This window comes from Streptomyces sp. NPDC102490 (assembly GCF_044765285.1).
Lineage (GTDB): Bacteria > Actinomycetota > Actinomycetes > Streptomycetales > Streptomycetaceae > Streptomyces.
In genome coordinates, this window is sequence record NZ_JBIWJU010000004.1 from 128,534 (window position 1) to 143,962 (window position 15,429).

The 15,429-nt window shown below is 70.4% G+C and carries 14 protein-coding genes; 8 read left to right on the plus strand and 6 right to left on the minus strand.

Annotated features, from left to right (window positions below; translation table 11 throughout):
• Nucleotides 1-20: 20 nt before the first annotated feature.
• Together ACIRGB_RS09840 and ACIRGB_RS09845 are read right to left on the minus strand one after the other, a co-directional pair.
• Nucleotides 21-1,028: a carbohydrate ABC transporter permease gene (locus tag ACIRGB_RS09840; RefSeq protein ID WP_403860948.1), complete on the minus strand. Its 1,008-nt coding sequence runs from the start codon at nucleotides 1,026-1,028 to the stop codon at nucleotides 21-23.
• Between the two features lie 113 nt (nucleotides 1,029-1,141).
• Nucleotides 1,142-2,416 carry an extracellular solute-binding protein gene (locus tag ACIRGB_RS09845; protein ID WP_403860951.1) on the minus strand — a complete coding sequence of 425 codons (1,275 nt, stop codon included), beginning with the start codon at nucleotides 2,414-2,416 and terminating at the stop codon, nucleotides 1,142-1,144.
• Between the two features lie 405 nt (nucleotides 2,417-2,821).
• Here ACIRGB_RS09845 and ACIRGB_RS09850 point away from each other — a divergent pair, with 405 nt between their 5' ends.
• From ACIRGB_RS09850 to ACIRGB_RS09860, 3 genes are all read left to right on the plus strand, one after another.
• On the plus strand, nucleotides 2,822-3,850 hold the full coding sequence (locus ACIRGB_RS09850; RefSeq protein ID WP_403860954.1) for a LacI family DNA-binding transcriptional regulator: 1,029 nt from the start codon (nucleotides 2,822-2,824) through the stop codon (nucleotides 3,848-3,850).
• Nucleotides 3,851-4,202: 352 nt separating this feature from the next.
• Nucleotides 4,203-5,129, plus strand: a complete 927-nt coding sequence (locus ACIRGB_RS09855) for a carbohydrate kinase family protein (RefSeq protein WP_403860957.1) — start codon at nucleotides 4,203-4,205, stop codon at nucleotides 5,127-5,129.
• 272 nt (nucleotides 5,130-5,401) lie between these two features.
• On the plus strand, nucleotides 5,402-5,743 hold the full coding sequence (locus ACIRGB_RS09860) for an alpha-amylase (protein WP_403860960.1): 342 nt from the start codon (nucleotides 5,402-5,404) through the stop codon (nucleotides 5,741-5,743).
• 653 nt (nucleotides 5,744-6,396) lie between these two features.
• On the opposite strand, the gene ACIRGB_RS09865 is transcribed toward ACIRGB_RS09860, so the two are convergent.
• Nucleotides 6,397-6,813 carry a MarR family winged helix-turn-helix transcriptional regulator gene (locus ACIRGB_RS09865; protein WP_403860963.1) on the minus strand — a complete coding sequence of 139 codons (417 nt, stop codon included), beginning with the start codon at nucleotides 6,811-6,813 and terminating at the stop codon, nucleotides 6,397-6,399.
• Nucleotides 6,814-6,921: 108 nt separating this feature from the next.
• Here ACIRGB_RS09865 and ACIRGB_RS09870 point away from each other — a divergent pair, with 108 nt between their 5' ends.
• A complete protein-coding gene (locus tag ACIRGB_RS09870; RefSeq protein WP_403860966.1) occupies nucleotides 6,922-7,836 on the plus strand; it encodes an alpha/beta hydrolase in 915 nt (304 codons plus the stop codon).
• A 64-nt stretch (nucleotides 7,837-7,900) separates the two neighbouring features.
• Here ACIRGB_RS09870 and ACIRGB_RS09875 read toward each other — a convergent pair whose 3' ends face one another.
• Nucleotides 7,901-8,827 carry an oxidoreductase gene (locus ACIRGB_RS09875; RefSeq protein ID WP_403860969.1) on the minus strand — a complete coding sequence of 309 codons (927 nt, stop codon included), beginning with the start codon at nucleotides 8,825-8,827 and terminating at the stop codon, nucleotides 7,901-7,903.
• 172 nt (nucleotides 8,828-8,999) lie between these two features.
• On the opposite strand from ACIRGB_RS09875, the gene ACIRGB_RS09880 reads away from it, so the two are divergent.
• Entirely contained in the window at nucleotides 9,000-9,674 is a 675-nt protein-coding gene (locus ACIRGB_RS09880; protein WP_403860972.1) for a TetR family transcriptional regulator, read from the plus strand.
• 93 nt (nucleotides 9,675-9,767) lie between these two features.
• Here the strand turns inward: ACIRGB_RS09880 and ACIRGB_RS09885 are convergent, their stop codons facing one another.
• Nucleotides 9,768-10,352 (minus strand): TetR/AcrR family transcriptional regulator, encoded by a 585-nt coding sequence (locus ACIRGB_RS09885; protein WP_403860974.1) that lies wholly within the window; start codon nucleotides 10,350-10,352, stop codon nucleotides 9,768-9,770.
• A gap of 120 nt (nucleotides 10,353-10,472) precedes the next feature.
• Between ACIRGB_RS09885 and ACIRGB_RS09890 the strand changes: the two genes are divergently transcribed.
• The 3 genes from ACIRGB_RS09890 to ACIRGB_RS09900 all read left to right on the plus strand — a co-directional run bounded on the left by ACIRGB_RS09890 (nucleotide 10,473) and on the right by ACIRGB_RS09900 (nucleotide 14,476).
• Nucleotides 10,473-11,486 carry an NADP-dependent oxidoreductase gene (locus tag ACIRGB_RS09890; RefSeq protein WP_403860977.1) on the plus strand — a complete coding sequence of 338 codons (1,014 nt, stop codon included), beginning with the start codon at nucleotides 10,473-10,475 and terminating at the stop codon, nucleotides 11,484-11,486.
• Between the two features lie 929 nt (nucleotides 11,487-12,415).
• Nucleotides 12,416-13,612 carry a hypothetical protein gene (locus ACIRGB_RS09895; protein ID WP_403860980.1) on the plus strand — a complete coding sequence of 399 codons (1,197 nt, stop codon included), beginning with the start codon at nucleotides 12,416-12,418 and terminating at the stop codon, nucleotides 13,610-13,612.
• Nucleotides 13,613-13,906: 294 nt separating this feature from the next.
• Nucleotides 13,907-14,476 carry a hypothetical protein gene (locus tag ACIRGB_RS09900; RefSeq protein ID WP_403860983.1) on the plus strand — a complete coding sequence of 190 codons (570 nt, stop codon included), beginning with the start codon at nucleotides 13,907-13,909 and terminating at the stop codon, nucleotides 14,474-14,476.
• Here ACIRGB_RS09900 and ACIRGB_RS09905 read toward each other — a convergent pair.
• On the minus strand, nucleotides 14,466-15,413 hold the full coding sequence (locus ACIRGB_RS09905; protein WP_403860986.1) for a helix-turn-helix transcriptional regulator: 948 nt from the start codon (nucleotides 15,411-15,413) through the stop codon (nucleotides 14,466-14,468). The two genes, ACIRGB_RS09900 and ACIRGB_RS09905, sit on opposite strands and share 11 nt — an antisense overlap.
• Nucleotides 15,414-15,429: the final 16 nt, after the last annotated feature.

Sequence of the window (15,429 nt, forward strand, 5' to 3'; positions counted from 1 at the left end):
GGGTGGCTGCTCCTGCGGCGTCAGATGGCGGCTTGCACGTCGTTGCGGTTCAGCCAGCGGCGGTAGACGGAGGTGAACACGATGAGGAGGGACAGCAGCAGGACGCCGTAGGTCGCGGACTGGGCGTAGTCCCGCGGTGTCTGTCCGAAGCCGAGGTAGTAGGCCCAGGTGACCAGGATCTGCGCGTCCGGCGCGGTGTTGCCGAACAGCAGGAAGATGATCGCGAACTGGTTGAACGTCCAGATCACGCCGAGCAGCACGACCGTGGAGCTGACGGACCTGAGGCCGGGGAGGGTCACGTTGCGGAACTGCTGCCAGGCGTTCGCGCCGTCCATCTCCGCCGCTTCGTACAGCGTCGAGTCGATGGACTGCAAACCGCCGAGGAGCGAGACCATCATGAAGGGCACACCGCACCACGTGTTGACCATGATGGCGGCGATCTGCTGGAAGAGCGGGTCCTCCAGCCAGGCCGGCGAGGGCATCCCGAGCGCGTCGAGCGTGGTGTTGACGACACCGGCGTCGGCGAGCATGAAGCGCCAGGCGAAGACGGTGACGAACGTCGGCACGGCCCAGGGCAGGATCAGCATCATCCGGTAGGCGGTGCGGCCGCGCAGCCCCTTCTGGTTGAGCAGCAGCGCGAGGCCGAGGCCGAGGCCGTAGTGCAGGGCGACGCAGGACGCCGTCCACACGATGGTCCAGATGAAGTGGGACCAGAAGCGGTCGTACGCGGTCGGCCCCCACAGGATGTCGGCGTAGTTGTCGAGGCCGATGAACTTGTAGGTGGCGTCGATGTGGTTGACGCCGATGGTGCGGGCGGAGTTGAGGCTCGTGGCGTCCGTCAACGTCAGATAGAAGCCCCGGACCAGCGGATACAGCACGATGACGGCGAGCACGACGAGGACCGGGGCGATCATCGCGTACGCGTACCAGTGCTTCTGGTAGCCGCTCTTGAGGCGGGTGACGAGGCCCGGACGCCGGCCGCGGTCGTCACCACTGGGGGCGGCCGGGCGCTCCACGGCGACTGTCATGAGGAAACACCTTCTGGTCTGGGGCGGGTGTGGCGGGTGCCGCGGCCGGCCACGCGGGGCGGGCTGTTGGGGCCGGGCCGCGGCACCTGATCGGGGAGTGCGCGGTCAGCGCGTCACTTGCCGAAGCCGTCGGGCAGGAGCTTGCCGTACTGGGTCTCGACGGAGGACAGCACCTTGTCGAGGCTCTCCTTGCCGCTGGCCGCCTTGGGCAGTTCCTGGTCGAGCGGCCCCCACAGCGAGCTGTACTCGGGCAGCTCGGGCCGCGGCTGGGCGGCGGCGAGCACCTTCTGGTATCCGGCGAGTCCGGGGTCGGACGTGACCTTCGCGGTGTAGGCGTCCGAACGGGTGGGCAGCGTCGAGTTCTTCAGGGCGATCTGCTCCTGCGTCTTCGCGGAGGTCATCCACTTGACGAACTTCAGGGACGCGTCCTGGTGGGCCTGGTCGGAGCCCGCGTAGACGGACAGGTTGTGGCCGCCGGTCGGGGCGGCGGCCTTGCCGGTGGAGCCGGCCGGGACGGTGGCGATGCCGAGGTTGCCCTTGTCCTTGAAGGCCGAGCCCTTGTAGAAGTTCGTGATCTCCCAGGGACCCTCGATGGTCATGGCGGCCTTGCCGCTGACGAACGCGTCCTGGCGGTGCGCGTACGAGTCCGCCGTGACGTCCGCCTTGTGCAGCCCCTTGCCGTCGAACAGGCTCAGCCAGGTCTCGGCCGCCTTCTGTCCCTCGGGAGAGTTCAGGGTGATCTTCTTCGCCTCGGCATCGACCGTGTCGGTGCCCTCGCCCAGCAGGAACGGTTCGAGGTAGTAGCCCTTCTCGGAACCGAAGAAGCCGTCGACGCCGGTCTTGTCCTTGATGGTGGCGGCGGCCTTCTTCAGGTCGTCCCAGGTCTTGGGCGCCTCGCTGATGCCCGCCTTCTCGAACAGCGCCTTGTTGTAGACGAGTGCGAGCGTGTCGGTGAGCAGCGGAACGCCGTACGTCTTGCCCTCGTACTGGGCCTGCTTCATCAGGTTCGGCTCGAACGAGTCCTTCTCGGCGAGCGCCTCGGTGCCGTCGAGCGGTAGCAGGTAGCTCTTCTTCGCGAAGGCCGGGGTCCAGCCGACCTCGGCCCGCAGCACGTCGGGCGCGCCGCTGGCGCCGGCCGCCGTGTCGAACTTGTTCTGGGCCTGGTCGAACGGGACGTTGACGTACTTGACCTTGATGTCCGGGTTGGCCTTCTCGAAGTCCTTGACCAGCGCCTTGTACGTGGGTGCTTCATTGGTGGCGTTCGACGTGTCCCACCACGTGATGGTCACGGGGCCGGAGGCGTTGCCGCCGTCGTCACTTCCGCCGCAGGCCGTCGCCGCGAGTGCGAGGGACGCCAGCACCGCGGTGGCCGCTATGCCACGCCGCATGAGATCTCCTAGAGGGTGAAGGCCCGTGAGTGGGCGAGGAACGGTCCCGTCCGTCCCTCTGGCCGACGTGCCGACTGAGCCGTCGCGGCCACCGGGCGACGTGAACGTAACAGCGCCGTAAGACCGACGAAAGACGTTGCGCGGATTTTCTGCAAGAACCACTCATCGTTACTTCTTCGTGGCCCATCAGTTGCCTACGGAGTACTTGACATCCCGCGAGCCTCGGGCACGTCCAGGACGAAAGCACCACGAAGGTGACGACAAGGCAAGTCGAGCCCACCGCACGGCTTCCGCAGCGTGCCGCGCGGTGCTGCAAGGTCTTCCAGGACGAGGCCGACTCGCCCGTCTCGGTGGCCGCCGTCCTTTGGTGGGCTTTCCAGCAGGTAACCGGTACAGTCCACTTCCATGACCGCGCGGCTCTCCGACATCGCAGCCCAGGCGGGGGTCAGTGAAGCCACAGTCAGCCGCGTACTCAACGGCAAGCCCGGAGTGGCCACCGGCACCCGCGAATCCGTCATGGCGGCACTCGACGTACTCGGATACGAGCGACCGTCGCGGTTGCGCACCCGCAGCGCCGGCCTGGTGGGGCTGATCACCCCGGAGCTCGACAACCCCATCTTCCCCGCGCTCGCCCAGGTCATCGGCCAGGCGCTCACGCGCCAGGGTTACACGCCGGTCCTCGCCACCCAGACACCGGGCGGCTCGACCGAGGACGAACTGACCGAGATGCTCGTCGAGCGCAGTGTCTCCGGCATCATCTACGTCTCCGGGCTGCACGCCGACACCACCGCCGACACCCACAGGTACGACCAACTCCGCGGTCAGGGCATACCGTTCGTACTCGTCAACGGATTCTCGCCGCACATCAAGGCCCCCTTCGTCTCCACCGACGACCGGGCTGCGACACGACTGGCCGTGCAGCACCTCGCCTCGCTGGGACACACCCGGATCGGCCTCGCGGTCGGCCCGCGCCGGTTCGTCCCGGTGCAGCGCAAGATCGAGGGCTTCGTGGCCGGGATGTCCGAGTACTTCGGGCTGACCGAGGAGCAGAGCGAGGAGCTGGTGCAGCACTCCCTCTACACCATGGAGGGCGGCCAGGCCGCGGCGACGGCACTCCTTGCGCAAGGTTGCACGGCGATCGTCTGCGCCAGCGACATGATGGCCCTCGGCGCCATCCGCGCCGCCCGCCAGGCCGGCTGCCGTGTCCCGCAGGACGTCTCCGTGGTCGGCTTCGACGACTCCCCGCTGATCGCTTTCACCGACCCGCCCCTCACCACGATCCGTCAGCCGGTCCACGCCATGGGCCAGGCGGCCGTCCGCACGGTTCTCGAGGAGATCGGCGGGACCCCCGCACCTCACACCGAGTTCATGTTCATGCCCGAACTCGTGGTGCGCGGCTCGACCACCGCGGCACCCTCGGCGCCGACCCGCTGATCTTCGCCTCCGGCGGGACGGGTCTTGCGGTGCGTGCGGTCGCACGGGCTCCTTCTCGGTCCAGCTCGGTGAGCGGGGCGCGACCCGACTCAAGCAGAGCCTCCCCACCTCACGCTAGACATTGCTGCAATTTTCAGAAAGTACTTGCTGAGACCGTCGCCGCAGTGTTTCACTCGGTGCTCTCATCGACCAATGCCCTTGCTTCATAGGTCAGTTCGGACCCCGTAGGGGGCCGCCGTGAGGCACCAGCACCACCGGCTCGTCCAGTTGGAGCGGGAGGAGCTGGGGCGGCGGGTCTTCGCCTGAAGAACGGGAAAATCTACCCCATACCACAGGCAGAAAGAGTACTGACGTGAACGCGTCCTCGACCACGTACGACATTCTGGTGGCGGGCGGCGCCGGGGTGGACACCATCGTGCGGGTGCCTGAACTCCGGGTGCCGCCCGGCGACTCGATGTTCGTGCCCCCGGTCTGCGACTACGTGGCCCACACCGGCAACGGCGTCGCCCGCGGCGCCCACGCCCTGGGGCTCAGCACCAAGTTCATCGACTTCCTCGGCGACGACGCACAGGGCCGGCAGATCCTCGCCGCGTACGCCACCGCCGGGCTCGACTTCAGTCACGTCGTCTCGCCGCACGGCACCCCGCGCGGCGTCAACCTCGTCGACGCGCAGGGCCGACGCTTCTCCTTCTACGACGGCCGCCACCCGGCCGGCCTGCGGCTGCCCCGCGACTTCTACCTTCCGTTCCTGGAGCGGGCCCGGCACGTGCACCTGTCCATCACCGGCGTCACCATGGACATGTACGCCGACATCCACCGTCTCGGCATTCCCAGCTCGACGGACCTGCACGACTGGGACGGCGTCAACCCGCACCACCTGACCTACGCGGTCGCGTCCGACTACGTCTTCTTGAGCGCCGCCGCGATCCACGACCGCCTCGGCGACGTGATGCGTTCCGTCGTGGAACGGGGCCGCGCGCGCCTCGTCGTCGCCACCGACGGCGCCGCCGGCTGCCACGTCCTCGAACGCGGCGACGAGAAGGTGCGGCACTTCCCCGCCGTACGGCCGGAGCGTCCGGTCGTCGACAGCAACGGCGCCGGGGACGCGTTCGTGAGCGCGTTCCTGTACGCCCTGATCCAGGGGCAGCCGGTGGCCGACTGCGTGCTCGCCGGGTCGGTGTCCGGGGCGTTCGCGTGCACGAGCGCGGGCACGCACACCGACTTCATCGACCGCGACGCGTTGCGGGCGGGCTGCGCGCGCGGCGCGACCGACGGCTGATGCGCGGCGGGCCGTCCCCGCTGGTCTGGCAACTCTCCCGCCGCTATGCCGTGCACGGCGTCGCCGTGGCGAACTCCTGCACCACCGACCGCGGTGCGACGCGACACGAACTCCGGTCCAGCACCCACGCTCGGCCTGCCCCGCGGCACCGACGGGCACGTGGAACTGGAGCACGGAGCGAGAGGCTCACCGTGGTCCACGAGCCGCGCCCGCTGGCCGAAATGTTTTACAGCAACTTGCGCAAGGACTACTGGGCCTCAAGTATGCCCTGCATGTCCCACATGAAGCGCGCATCGCTCGCCCTTGTCCTCGCATCCACGACCACGGTGGGCCTTCTGACGACCGTGACCGCCACCCCGTCCGTCGCGGCGCCCGCCGTATCGCCTGCTCCGGAGTGCGTGGAGTACTACCAGAGTTGGCGGTACACGGACGTCGTCAACAATTGTGGCGACACCGTCGCCGTCACAGTCGCGTACACGAACGGCCAGGACGCCCCCTGCCGCGTCATCGCACCCCGCGCCTGGGCGACCTTCGCCGGCTGCGGAACCGACGGCAACTACGTGACGGCGTTACGGACGTGCGAGCCCGCCCTCGTCACCGGCAGCGGCGCCTGAGACCCGCCCCCTTCGACCGTCCCTCCCAGACCTGCTCACGCGGCGCCGCGTCGTCCCGCACCGACGCGGCGCCGCCCGAGCTGGAGCCCTGCGTACCCCGATGGGCCACCTCACTGGGCCACCGGTGTGAAGGGTGCCTCGCGTGGCCGGCGCGCAAGGCGTGTCGACCGGCGGTGGCTGGCGGGCGAAGGGCGCGCGGAGAGCTCCGACGAGTACCGGCGCCGGATCGCGGCGGACCTCGACCGGTCGGTCCGCGACCTCATGGCGCACGACCTGCTCCGGCCCCGGCTCTTCGCCTACCCCCTCTCGGAGCGGCTGGACGAGTCCAACCTGGATGCGCGCGACGCCGACGCCCTGCGGCCCCTGCCGCGGAAACGCTTCACGTCCACGCTCACCAACAGCACCGCGCGTGCCGGCCGGACCTCGTGCCGCCGCTGCCGGTCTGGTGCGCGAACTCGCCCGCTGGGCTCCGGTGGAGCCGTCCGACGCCGACCGGCCGCTGTCCCACCCGACGCGCTGGCAGCCAGCCGGCGACGGCGAAGAGACCGGTCCCGCGATCCTCACCGGCGACGGCCATCCCCCGTACGGCACCGACTACGTGGCGGCCGAGCCCGGTCGAATCTCTCGGCATCCGGTCCCGGTCCCGGCGTCCTTCATGCGGGTGGGGTCAGCATCTCCTGAAGGATGCGGTGCAGTTCGGCGCGGTCCTGCGGAGTGATCCTCGCCAGCCTGCGGTCGTACTCCGCCGCCAGGGCCGCCAGGGCACGATCTCGCGCCTCCGTGCCCGCGGAGGTCAGCACGAGGCGGTGACGCCGCAGGTCCGCGTCGTCGATCTCGCGCCGGATGAAGCCCTTGGCGACCAGGTTGCGCACGTAGACCGTCACGCTTGCCTTGGGGAGCAGCAGCGCCGCCGCGATCTCCGCCGGGTAGGGCGAATCGGCCACCTCCGCCAAGACGAAGAACTCCTTCGTCTCCAGCCCGAGGTCGGCCAGCTCCTCCGTGCAGGCATCCATCACGACACTGAGCAGCCGCTGGTTCAGCGTCCACAGCTGCGCACCGTCGACCGACATGCGAGCCCCCAAGAAAGTGGTACCGTTCCGTACTAGTTCCAAGTCGTACTAGTACGCGTCTCGTACTGGTTCGACCGAGAGGCAATAATCTCACGAAGGGCGCTGTCCATGCTCCAGCACATGACCCTCCCGCGCGGACCGATCGAGCTCGCCGCCGATCTCCACCTTCCCGACGGCGCCGACGGCAGCGCGCCGCTGCGCGCGGTGGTGCTCTCCACCCCCGGCAGCAGCGTGAAGGAGCAGATCGGAGCGAACTACGCGTCCCGTCTCGCCGCCCGCGGTCTCGCGGCGCTCGTCTTCGATCCCGCTCACCAAGGACAGAGCGGTGGCGAGCCCCGCGACCTGGAAGACCCCTACCGCCGCGGCGAGGACATCTCCTACGCCGTCGACGCACTCAGCACCGTCCCCGGCATCGACCCGCAGCGCATCGGCGTCCTCGGCATCTGCGCCGGCGGGGGCTACGCCGTGCACACCGCCCGCACGGACCACCGGCTCAAGGCGGTCGGCACCGTGGTCCCCGGCAACATGGGCACCTCCTTCCGCGGCTTCCAGCCCGACGGCCCGGTCGCCGCGCTCGAAGCCCTGGCCGACGCGCGCGTGGAAGAGGCACGCTCCGGCGAGACGGGCCGGGTGAACTGGCTCCCGGACACCCTTGAGGACGCCGCGGCAGCGGGTCTGACCGACCTCGACACCACGCAGGCCATCACCTATTACCGCACCGAGCGGGGCGGCAACGAGCACTCCACCAACCGCCGCCTCTCGCGCGGCGACTCACTCCTGCTGGGCTACGACGCGTTCCATCTGGTCGACCCCCTCATGACCCAGCCACTCCAGGTCGTCCTCGCCGGGCGCGTCGGCAACACCGGCTCCTACGAGGCGGGCATGCAGCTCTGGAAGACGGCCCCCAACCCGGTCGACCTGATGGTGATCGAGGGCGCCGGCCACTACGAGCTGTACGACGTGCCCGAGTACGTCGACGCCGCCGTCGAACGGCTGACCGGCTTCTACTACGACAACCTGTGACGGGCCGCGCTCCCCTTCCACACTCCCATCCCCTGCGGCCTGCTCAGCCGTAGGCCGAGGGGCCCTAGAGGGCGGCCCCGGCTTCGAGGTCGAAGGGGACACCTGTGAGCTGCTCGCTCGCCGCCCACAGCCGGCTGCCTTCCGCGGGGTCGTCGGCGCCTGTGGGGAGCTTGGCGGGCTTGGGGGTGCCGGAGGTCTGGTCCCGTCCGGCGGGGCCGATGAAGCTGCCCGACGGGACCTGCGGGCTGGTCGCCGCGTACAGGGAGGGCCAGGCCGCGCCCTCGGCCGAGCCCATGAGCAGGCGTGCGGCGAGCGGAGTGATCACGCGGCTCAGGGCGCCGTTGCCGTGCTGTTGCAGATTGGTCATCGCCGACCCCGGGTGGACGACGAGCACCTGGAGAGGGCTGTTCGCGGTGCGGCGCGCGAGTTCGAGGGTGTAGACGATGTTGGCGCGCTTGGACTTGGCGTAGGCGCCCATGGCGCGGTAGCTCTTTTCGCTCAGCAGGTCGTCCAGCCTGCCCATCGGCCACCGTGCCGCGATAGCGCTGACGGTGACCACGCGCGGTGCGGACGAGCGGCGCACGGCGGGCCAGACCTGAGCGTCGAAGGCGAAGTGGCCGAGGTGATTGGTGCCGACTGTCATTTCGAGGCCGTCGCGGGTGGTCCGCCGCTCGGGCAGGTTCATCACGCCGGCGTTGTTGAAGAGCAGGTCGACCGTCTCGGTCTCGGCGATTCGGGTGGCCGCCTCGCGCACGGAGGAGAGGTCGGAGAGGTCGAGCACGAGGGTGTCCGTCCGGACCCCGGGGGCCGCGGCACGCACCGTCTCCGCGGCCTGGTCCAGCCTGGTCCGGCTGCGGCCGGCCAGGATGACGCGGGCCCCGTGCCGGGCGAGCGCGCGGGCGGTCTCGAGTCCGATCCCGCTGTTTCCGCCGGTGATCAGCGCCGTGCGGCCGGTCTGATCGGGGATGTCGTCGGGAGTCCAGTGGTTCACCGTTGTCACGTTCCTCGGATTCGTGGGCCGCCATGAACGTCCTGGGCGCCGGCCCTGGTGCAGCCCAAGCCCCGGTCCCTCTTTTCAGACCGGTGGTCTGTTCGCCCGTGGCCCCCAACATAGGAGACCGCCGGTCTGGTGTCAAAAGACCGGCAGTCTGTAGCCTGGGGGCATGACGACCTTCCAGCGCGCGCGCAGTGAGGAGCAGCGTGAGATACGGCGCCAGGCCATCCTCGACACCACCGCCGCCATGCTCGAGGAGATGTCCATCGGCGAGATCAGCCTGAACGAGCTGAGCCGGCGCGTCGGGCTGGCGAAGTCCAATGTGCTGCGCTACTTCGAATCGCGTGAGGCGATCCTGCTGGAGCTGCTCGACCGTGCCTGGCGGCAGTGGGTGGCCGACTTGCCCGCACTGGTGCACGCGGGCATCGACCAGGACGCTCCGGTGGGCCGGCGCGGTGAGCAGTTCGCCGCCGTCATCGCGGCCTCCCTCGCCCGGCGCCGGGTCCTGTGTGACCTGCTGAGCGCCCAGGCGGGCGTACTGGAGCACAACGTTTCCCCGCAAGTGGCCGCCCGCTACAAGCGCGCGGCCGTGGCCAACGTCGCCGACATCGCGGCGCTGGCCCGTCAGCACCTTCCCGAGCTGGGCACCAGCGCCCCGCAGTTGACCGCGGCGATGATCATGGCCGTCGGCGCCGTGTGGACACACGCACGGCCCTCCCCGGCGATGCTCGCCGCCTACGAGGCCGACCCCTCACTCACCGCGTTCAAGCTGGACTTCGTGACCGCCTTGCGGGAGATACTGGCCACGCTCACCGCGGGCACCCTCGCCCGCGCCTCCGCCTGAGCCCGTCCAGGCGACAGCCAGGCGACAGCCGCGGGCCGGGCCGCAACCCGGCCCACCTGCTCCAAACACCCCCCCAGCCCCGCCGAGACGGGTTCATTTCCCGTCGCCCGCACTCCTGCTCCGGGTGCCGTCCGTGCCCGTCAGGATCGCGTCGGCAAGAACGGCGAACAGGTGGTCGGCGCGGGGAGCGAGCGCCGGTTGGTCACCGGCCCAGGCGAGCATCGCTATCAGCGCGAACAGGTCGTCACCGTCGAGGTCGGCGCGCGCCAGGCCCGCGGCCTGGGCCCGGGTGAGGAGGCGGGCACCGGCAGCGCGCAGGGTGGTGCACGAGACGTGCAGTGCGGACTCGGGGTCCTCGATGGCGGCCGCCATCAGCACCGTCACGCCTCGGTACTCGGTGGTCCACGCGACGCACTGGCGCACCCACGCGACAAGGGCGCCCTCGGCCGCCTCCGATGCCTCGAGCTCGGCAGCCCGGGCCGTCAGCTCGTGGAAGCTCGTGTGGAGCAGCGCCTCCAGCAGCGCCTCGCGCGTCGGGAAGTGCCGCAGCAGCGTCGCCAGCCCGACGTCGGCCCTGCGCGCGATGTCACGCATCGACACGTCGACACCCTGCTCGCTGACGACGTCGCCGGCCACGGCGAGCACGTGGTCACGGTTTCTCCTGGCGTCGGCACGCATCGCTGCCTCTCCTGCCCCTTGACGAAGTGGTTCACTGATCCATATATTCGGATCACTGAACCACTTACCTGGATCACTGATCCGGATCAGCGTACCCGCATCACGCACAGGAGGAGAACCATGCCCGCCCACACCATGAAGGCCATCCGGCTGCACGCATTCGGCGGCCCCGAAGTACTGCGCCACGAAGAGGCGGAGATCCCCACACCGGCACCGGGCGAGGTCCTCGTGCGGGTGCGCGCGGTCGGCCTCAACCCACCCGACTGGTACGTGCGCGAGGGCATGCCCGGCATCCCCGACGAGTTCAGGCCCCCGTTCGACCTGCCCCTGATCCCGGGAACCGACGTCTCGGGCACCGTGGAAGCCGTCGCCGACGACGTCCACGGCTTCACGGCCGGGGACGAGGTGACCGGCATGCTGCGTTTCCCCGTCCAGATGCAGAGCGGTGCGTACGCCGAGTACGTCACCGCTCCGGCGTCCGATCTCGCCCACAAGCCGGACACCGTCGACCACACGCACGCCGCCGCGCTGCCCATGTCGGGGCTGACGGCGTGGCAGTACCTGATCGAGGTCGGACACGACCACCCCTCCCCTTTCCAGGACGCCGGACACCGCCCCCCGGTGCTGAACGCCGACACCACGGTGCTCGTCAACGGCGCAGCGGGCGGCGTGGGCCACCTTGCCGTGCAACTGGCCAAGTGGAAGGGGGCCCGCGTCATCGCCGTGGCATCCGGACGCCACGAGAGGTTCCTGCGCGAGCTGGGCGCCGACGAGTTCATCGACTACACCGAGCAGCGCCCCGAGGACCGTGTCCGGGACATCGATGTCGTCCTGGACGCCGTCGGCGGCCCCACCAGCCGACGCTTCCTGTCCACCCTCAAGCGCGGCGGCGCTCTTCACCCGGTGTACTTCGGGGAGTTCGACGATGAGGAGAACAGGAGGCTGGGCATCACCGTCACCGGCACACAGGTCCGCGCGAACGGCGGCCAGCTCGCCGAACTGGGGAACCTGCTCGACACGGGCGTGATCCGCGTCGCGATCGACAGCACCTTCACGCTCGGCGACGCCCGGGCCGCGCACGCACGCGCCGCCCAGGGTCATATCCAGGGCAAGATCGTCCTCACGGTCCCATAGACCTCGCCCGCACCCCCCTCGTCGACGGACCTCAACTCTCCGCGACCGCAGGGTCGATTGCGGAACGGAACCGTCGTGGAAGGCCCATCGGGCGTGCGGTTGCAGCCCCTGTGCGTCTGAGCCTAAGCTGGTCGGCCAGGCGATCGTCTGATGCGGGGGATTGAACGTGCCCAGGGCAGCAGCGAGGTGTCTGTCTCAGGGGTGGGGGACGCCGTGACGGCATCGCCGGGCGACAGGAGCCATCCCTCGACGGCTACCCGCCTCAAGGAACTCGCGGGTCCCGACCTGTACCGGCGCAACGCCTTCCGGCGCACCGGGCTGCCGACCCTCGCGGCCCACAGCGACATCAAGAACCGCCGTCGTACGGTCAACACCAGTATAGAACTGGACATCGAGATCGACGTGCCCGGAGAGTTCCCACCCCGCGAACCGGTCACCGCGGATCAGGCGCGGGCCGCCTTCGAGGATCTCACCGACCCGCAACGACGCATCGTCGACGAGGTGTTCTGGTTCTGGGGCCCGGACTGCTCCGGGTGCCTCTGCCCCGAGTCGGTGCACCGCAACCATGACGACGCGGTACGCGCGCACGTGCGCGCCCTGGATGCCGAACTGTCCGACCAAGGACGCCCGCCGGACACCGAGGCGGCCAGGCAACGGAACGAGGAGTGGGAGCAAGCCGCTTTGCAGTGGCGACTGTTACTGCGCCGCGCGCCCTTCTGGGAGCACCTGCGGAGGCGATTACAGTCCCTGGACGACCGGCGGCTGGACGAATCGGTCATCGATCTGCTGCGCGGCGCGGTACCCCGGACCCTGGTCGCGCCGGTCGTGCACCTCGCGGTCGCCGACGGCGCTCCGGAGCGCCTGGTCCAGCTGTGCCTCAAATGGTCCGACGTGGGTCGGCACGCGCTGGACGACGCCCTCGACGACACGTGGCCCACCGCGACCGTGACGCCTACGTCCGGGACGTCGCGGCGCTGCAGGACGCGGCCGGGGTGGAACCGGTCCCGGTCTTCTGGGGTGATCTGGGGGCCCGGGAAGAGCACATCCGGGCGACGCTCCCCTCCAGTACGGCACCTCACCGAGACCCCGCCGACGAGGGTGCGCGCGACGGCGCCCCTGTCTCCCAGGACACCGGCGCCGCTCCCCTCCCCCTGTCCGCCCTGCTCCACCACGGCCCCGCCGCACCCGGTCCCGCCGCCCGGCTGGCCGCCGTCGAAGCGGCCGTACGCGAGCAGTACGCCTCTCCGGCGGACGACTCAGGACTCCGGGCGGGCGGACCGTCCTCCTCCGCCCCCGATGTGGAGGACGTCCTCGCACTGCTGCGGGAGGAATGGCCCCGGACCGAGTGGCTGTGCCACACCGACGACCCGGCGCTGCTCGCCGAGGTCGGCCGCGCCCTGGCGGACGCCGTCTCGGACACCGCGGACATCGCGGCACGTGCGGGCGAGGCCCTGGACGACTCCTACGACGGCCTTCGTGCCCCTGCCCCTGAGGACGGCCGGCTGCGCGCGCTGGTGCGGCGCAGACTGCGTGACCTCGACCGGGTGGCCGGCGCCGCGATCGAGGCCGTGGCGGGGCGGCTGAACCACCTGGTGCGCAGCCGCCTGGGCCCCGCCACGACCCGGTTCCTGGGAGACGTGCTCGTCTACCAGCGTCATCAGGCGACGATCCACGCCCGCGTGCGCGAGACGATCGACGCGGTGGATCCGGCCCTGGGCCGGGGCCCGGACCGTCCGGTCCGGATCATCGCCCACAGCCTCGGCGGCGTCATCGCGGTGGACATGGCCACCGCCTCCGCACCGCTGTGGACGAGTTCGCTGCTGACCTTCGGCTCCCAGGCGGCGTTCTTCCACGTCTGCGACCCGCGCGGCGGTCAACTCGCCCCCTACGCAGGGGGAAAGGGCGTGGCGCTGCCGCCCTCACTGAGCCGCTGGACCAACCTCTGGGAACCCCTGGACATGCTGGCGTTCGCCGCGTCGACCGTCTTCCGCCTGCACGACGGAAGCACGCCGGTCGACGTCTCCCTGCCCCACTCGGCCGCAGACGGACTGTGGACCCACTCCGCCTACTGGACCCTCCCGTCTCTGGCCGAGACCATCGCCGGCGTCATGGGGTCCGCGCCTTGACCCGACACCCGCGCGGGGCCGGGCCGATGGCCCTCGTACCGGGCGCATCGGGCCCGGAGAGCGGCTCCCCCGGCTCATGGGCAGAACCGGGGGGAGCCTCAGCCGGGCCGGCCACCCCCGGGGGAACGCTGCCGGTCCAGCCTGCGCACCGGGTCTCCCCTTCCGTGCCGCTCACACGCCGACGGGGCAGCCGTCTGGGTCAGCCGTGGTGGCGGCGCGGGCAAGGCCCGGCGAGGGTGGAGTAGCGCTCGACACACGTCGGCCTCCACCGCCACTCCCGCAAGGAGCACGCCCATGTCCGGACGCCATACCGTCATCCGCAGCCTGCACGACGTGGGCCTGGCCGCCTGGTTCGGTGGCTCCCTGATGGGCGCGGTCGGCCTCAACGGGGCGGCCGAGCACGAGGGCTCCACGGTCGCCGCCCGGGCCCGGATCGCCTCGGTCGGCTGGACCAAGTGGGTGCCGGTCAACGCCGCCGCCATCGGCGCGCACCTGTTCGGCGGTGGCGGCCTGCTCGCCGTGAACGCCCACCGCGTCAAAACCCAGCACGGCGTGGGCGCCTCCACCACCGCCAAGACCGTCGTCACGGCGGCGGCCCTGGCCGCGACCGCCTACGCCCGCGTCCTGGGTAAGAAGGTCGAGTGGGCCGCCTCCGCCAACCCCGACGACACCGAGAAGGGGGCCCGGCACCCCATCGACCTGGGGAAGGCCCGGCGCCAGCTCGCCTGCGTGCAGTGGACGGTACCGGCCCTCACCGGATGCCTCGTCGTACTCAACGCCCTCCACGGTGAACAGCAGCGCCCCCGCGAACAGCTCCACGGCATGTGGGAGCACGCCCGCGCCATGACTCCGCTCATCCCGTGAGCCGGCCCGCCGCCCCCGCGCCGTTTACCCCCGGGGGTGAGGTCTGCGGTGCCGTCCAACTGGCGAGGAGTCTGAGGCGGTCCTCCGAGGGGGTGCCCGGCTCGGCCGTGTAGACGATCAGGTCGTGCACGGCCCGTTGGGGCAGGGGCAGGTCCAGGGAGCGGAAGGTCATCTCCAGACGGCCGACTTCGGGATGCTCCAGCCGCTTGACGCCTTCGTGCCGGATGCGGACGTCGTGACTGGCCCACATGGTGCGGAAGTCGGGGCTGAGCGTGGACAGTTCACCGACCAGCTCACGCAGGTTCCGGTCGTGGGGTTCGCGTCCGGCTTCGGCGCGGAGCACTGCGACCGTGGCCCGCGCGCCTTCCTCCCAGTCGACGAAGAAGTCGCGGGAACCGGGGTCGAGGAAGAAGTAGCGGGGAAAGTTGGCGCAGCCCCGCTCGCCGGTGGTGTCGCTGTCGAACATGGGTGAATACACGGCCCGGCACAGCGTGTTGCTCGCGACGATGTCCAACCGGCCGTTGCGCACGAAGGCGGGAGCCATCACCATCGCGTCCACCATCCACTGGACGGAGGACGGGATCTCGACGTCCCTGCGGCGGTTCGACCTGCGCCGGGCGGGGCGAGCCGCTCTGGCCAGCTCGAGCAGGTAGGTGCGCTCGTCCTCGTCGAGGCGCAACGCCCGCGCGACCGCTTCCAGCACGCTCTCGGAGACACCGCCGACGTGTCCCTTCTCCAGCCGCGTGTACCACTCGGTGCTCACGCCGGCGAGGGCCGCGACCTCCTCGCGCCGCAGTCCCGGGACCCGGCGCCGTCGGCTGGTGGGCAGGCCGACCCGCTCCGGGGCGAGCTTGGCGCGCCGGCTGGTGAGGAAGTCGCGGATGTCCGAGCGGTTGTCGGCCGGAGCACCGGACTGGTTTTCGGACGGAGGTTCCATTCGTCCACCGTACTCA

Bases quoted from the DNA above. Each gene is read 5' to 3' on its own strand.
- ACIRGB_RS09840 (WP_403860948.1), bottom strand. From the start codon at position 1,028: ATGACAGTCGCCGTGGAGCGCCCGGCCGCCCCCAGTGGTGACGACCGC.
- ACIRGB_RS09845 (WP_403860951.1), bottom strand. From the start codon at position 2,416: ATGCGGCGTGGCATAGCGGCCACCGCGGTGCTGGCGTCCCTCGCACTC.
- ACIRGB_RS09850 (WP_403860954.1), top strand. From the start codon at position 2,822: ATGACCGCGCGGCTCTCCGACATCGCAGCCCAGGCGGGGGTCAGTGAA.
- ACIRGB_RS09860 (WP_403860960.1), top strand. From the start codon at position 5,402: ATGTCCCACATGAAGCGCGCATCGCTCGCCCTTGTCCTCGCATCCACG.
- ACIRGB_RS09865 (WP_403860963.1), bottom strand. From the start codon at position 6,813: ATGTCGGTCGACGGTGCGCAGCTGTGGACGCTGAACCAGCGGCTGCTC.
- ACIRGB_RS09870 (WP_403860966.1), top strand. From the start codon at position 6,922: ATGCTCCAGCACATGACCCTCCCGCGCGGACCGATCGAGCTCGCCGCC.
- ACIRGB_RS09880 (WP_403860972.1), top strand. From the start codon at position 9,000: ATGACGACCTTCCAGCGCGCGCGCAGTGAGGAGCAGCGTGAGATACGG.
- ACIRGB_RS09885 (WP_403860974.1), bottom strand. From the start codon at position 10,352: ATGCGTGCCGACGCCAGGAGAAACCGTGACCACGTGCTCGCCGTGGCC.
- ACIRGB_RS09890 (WP_403860977.1), top strand. From the start codon at position 10,473: ATGCCCGCCCACACCATGAAGGCCATCCGGCTGCACGCATTCGGCGGC.
- ACIRGB_RS09900 (WP_403860983.1), top strand. From the start codon at position 13,907: ATGTCCGGACGCCATACCGTCATCCGCAGCCTGCACGACGTGGGCCTG.
- ACIRGB_RS09905 (WP_403860986.1), bottom strand. From the start codon at position 15,413: ATGGAACCTCCGTCCGAAAACCAGTCCGGTGCTCCGGCCGACAACCGC.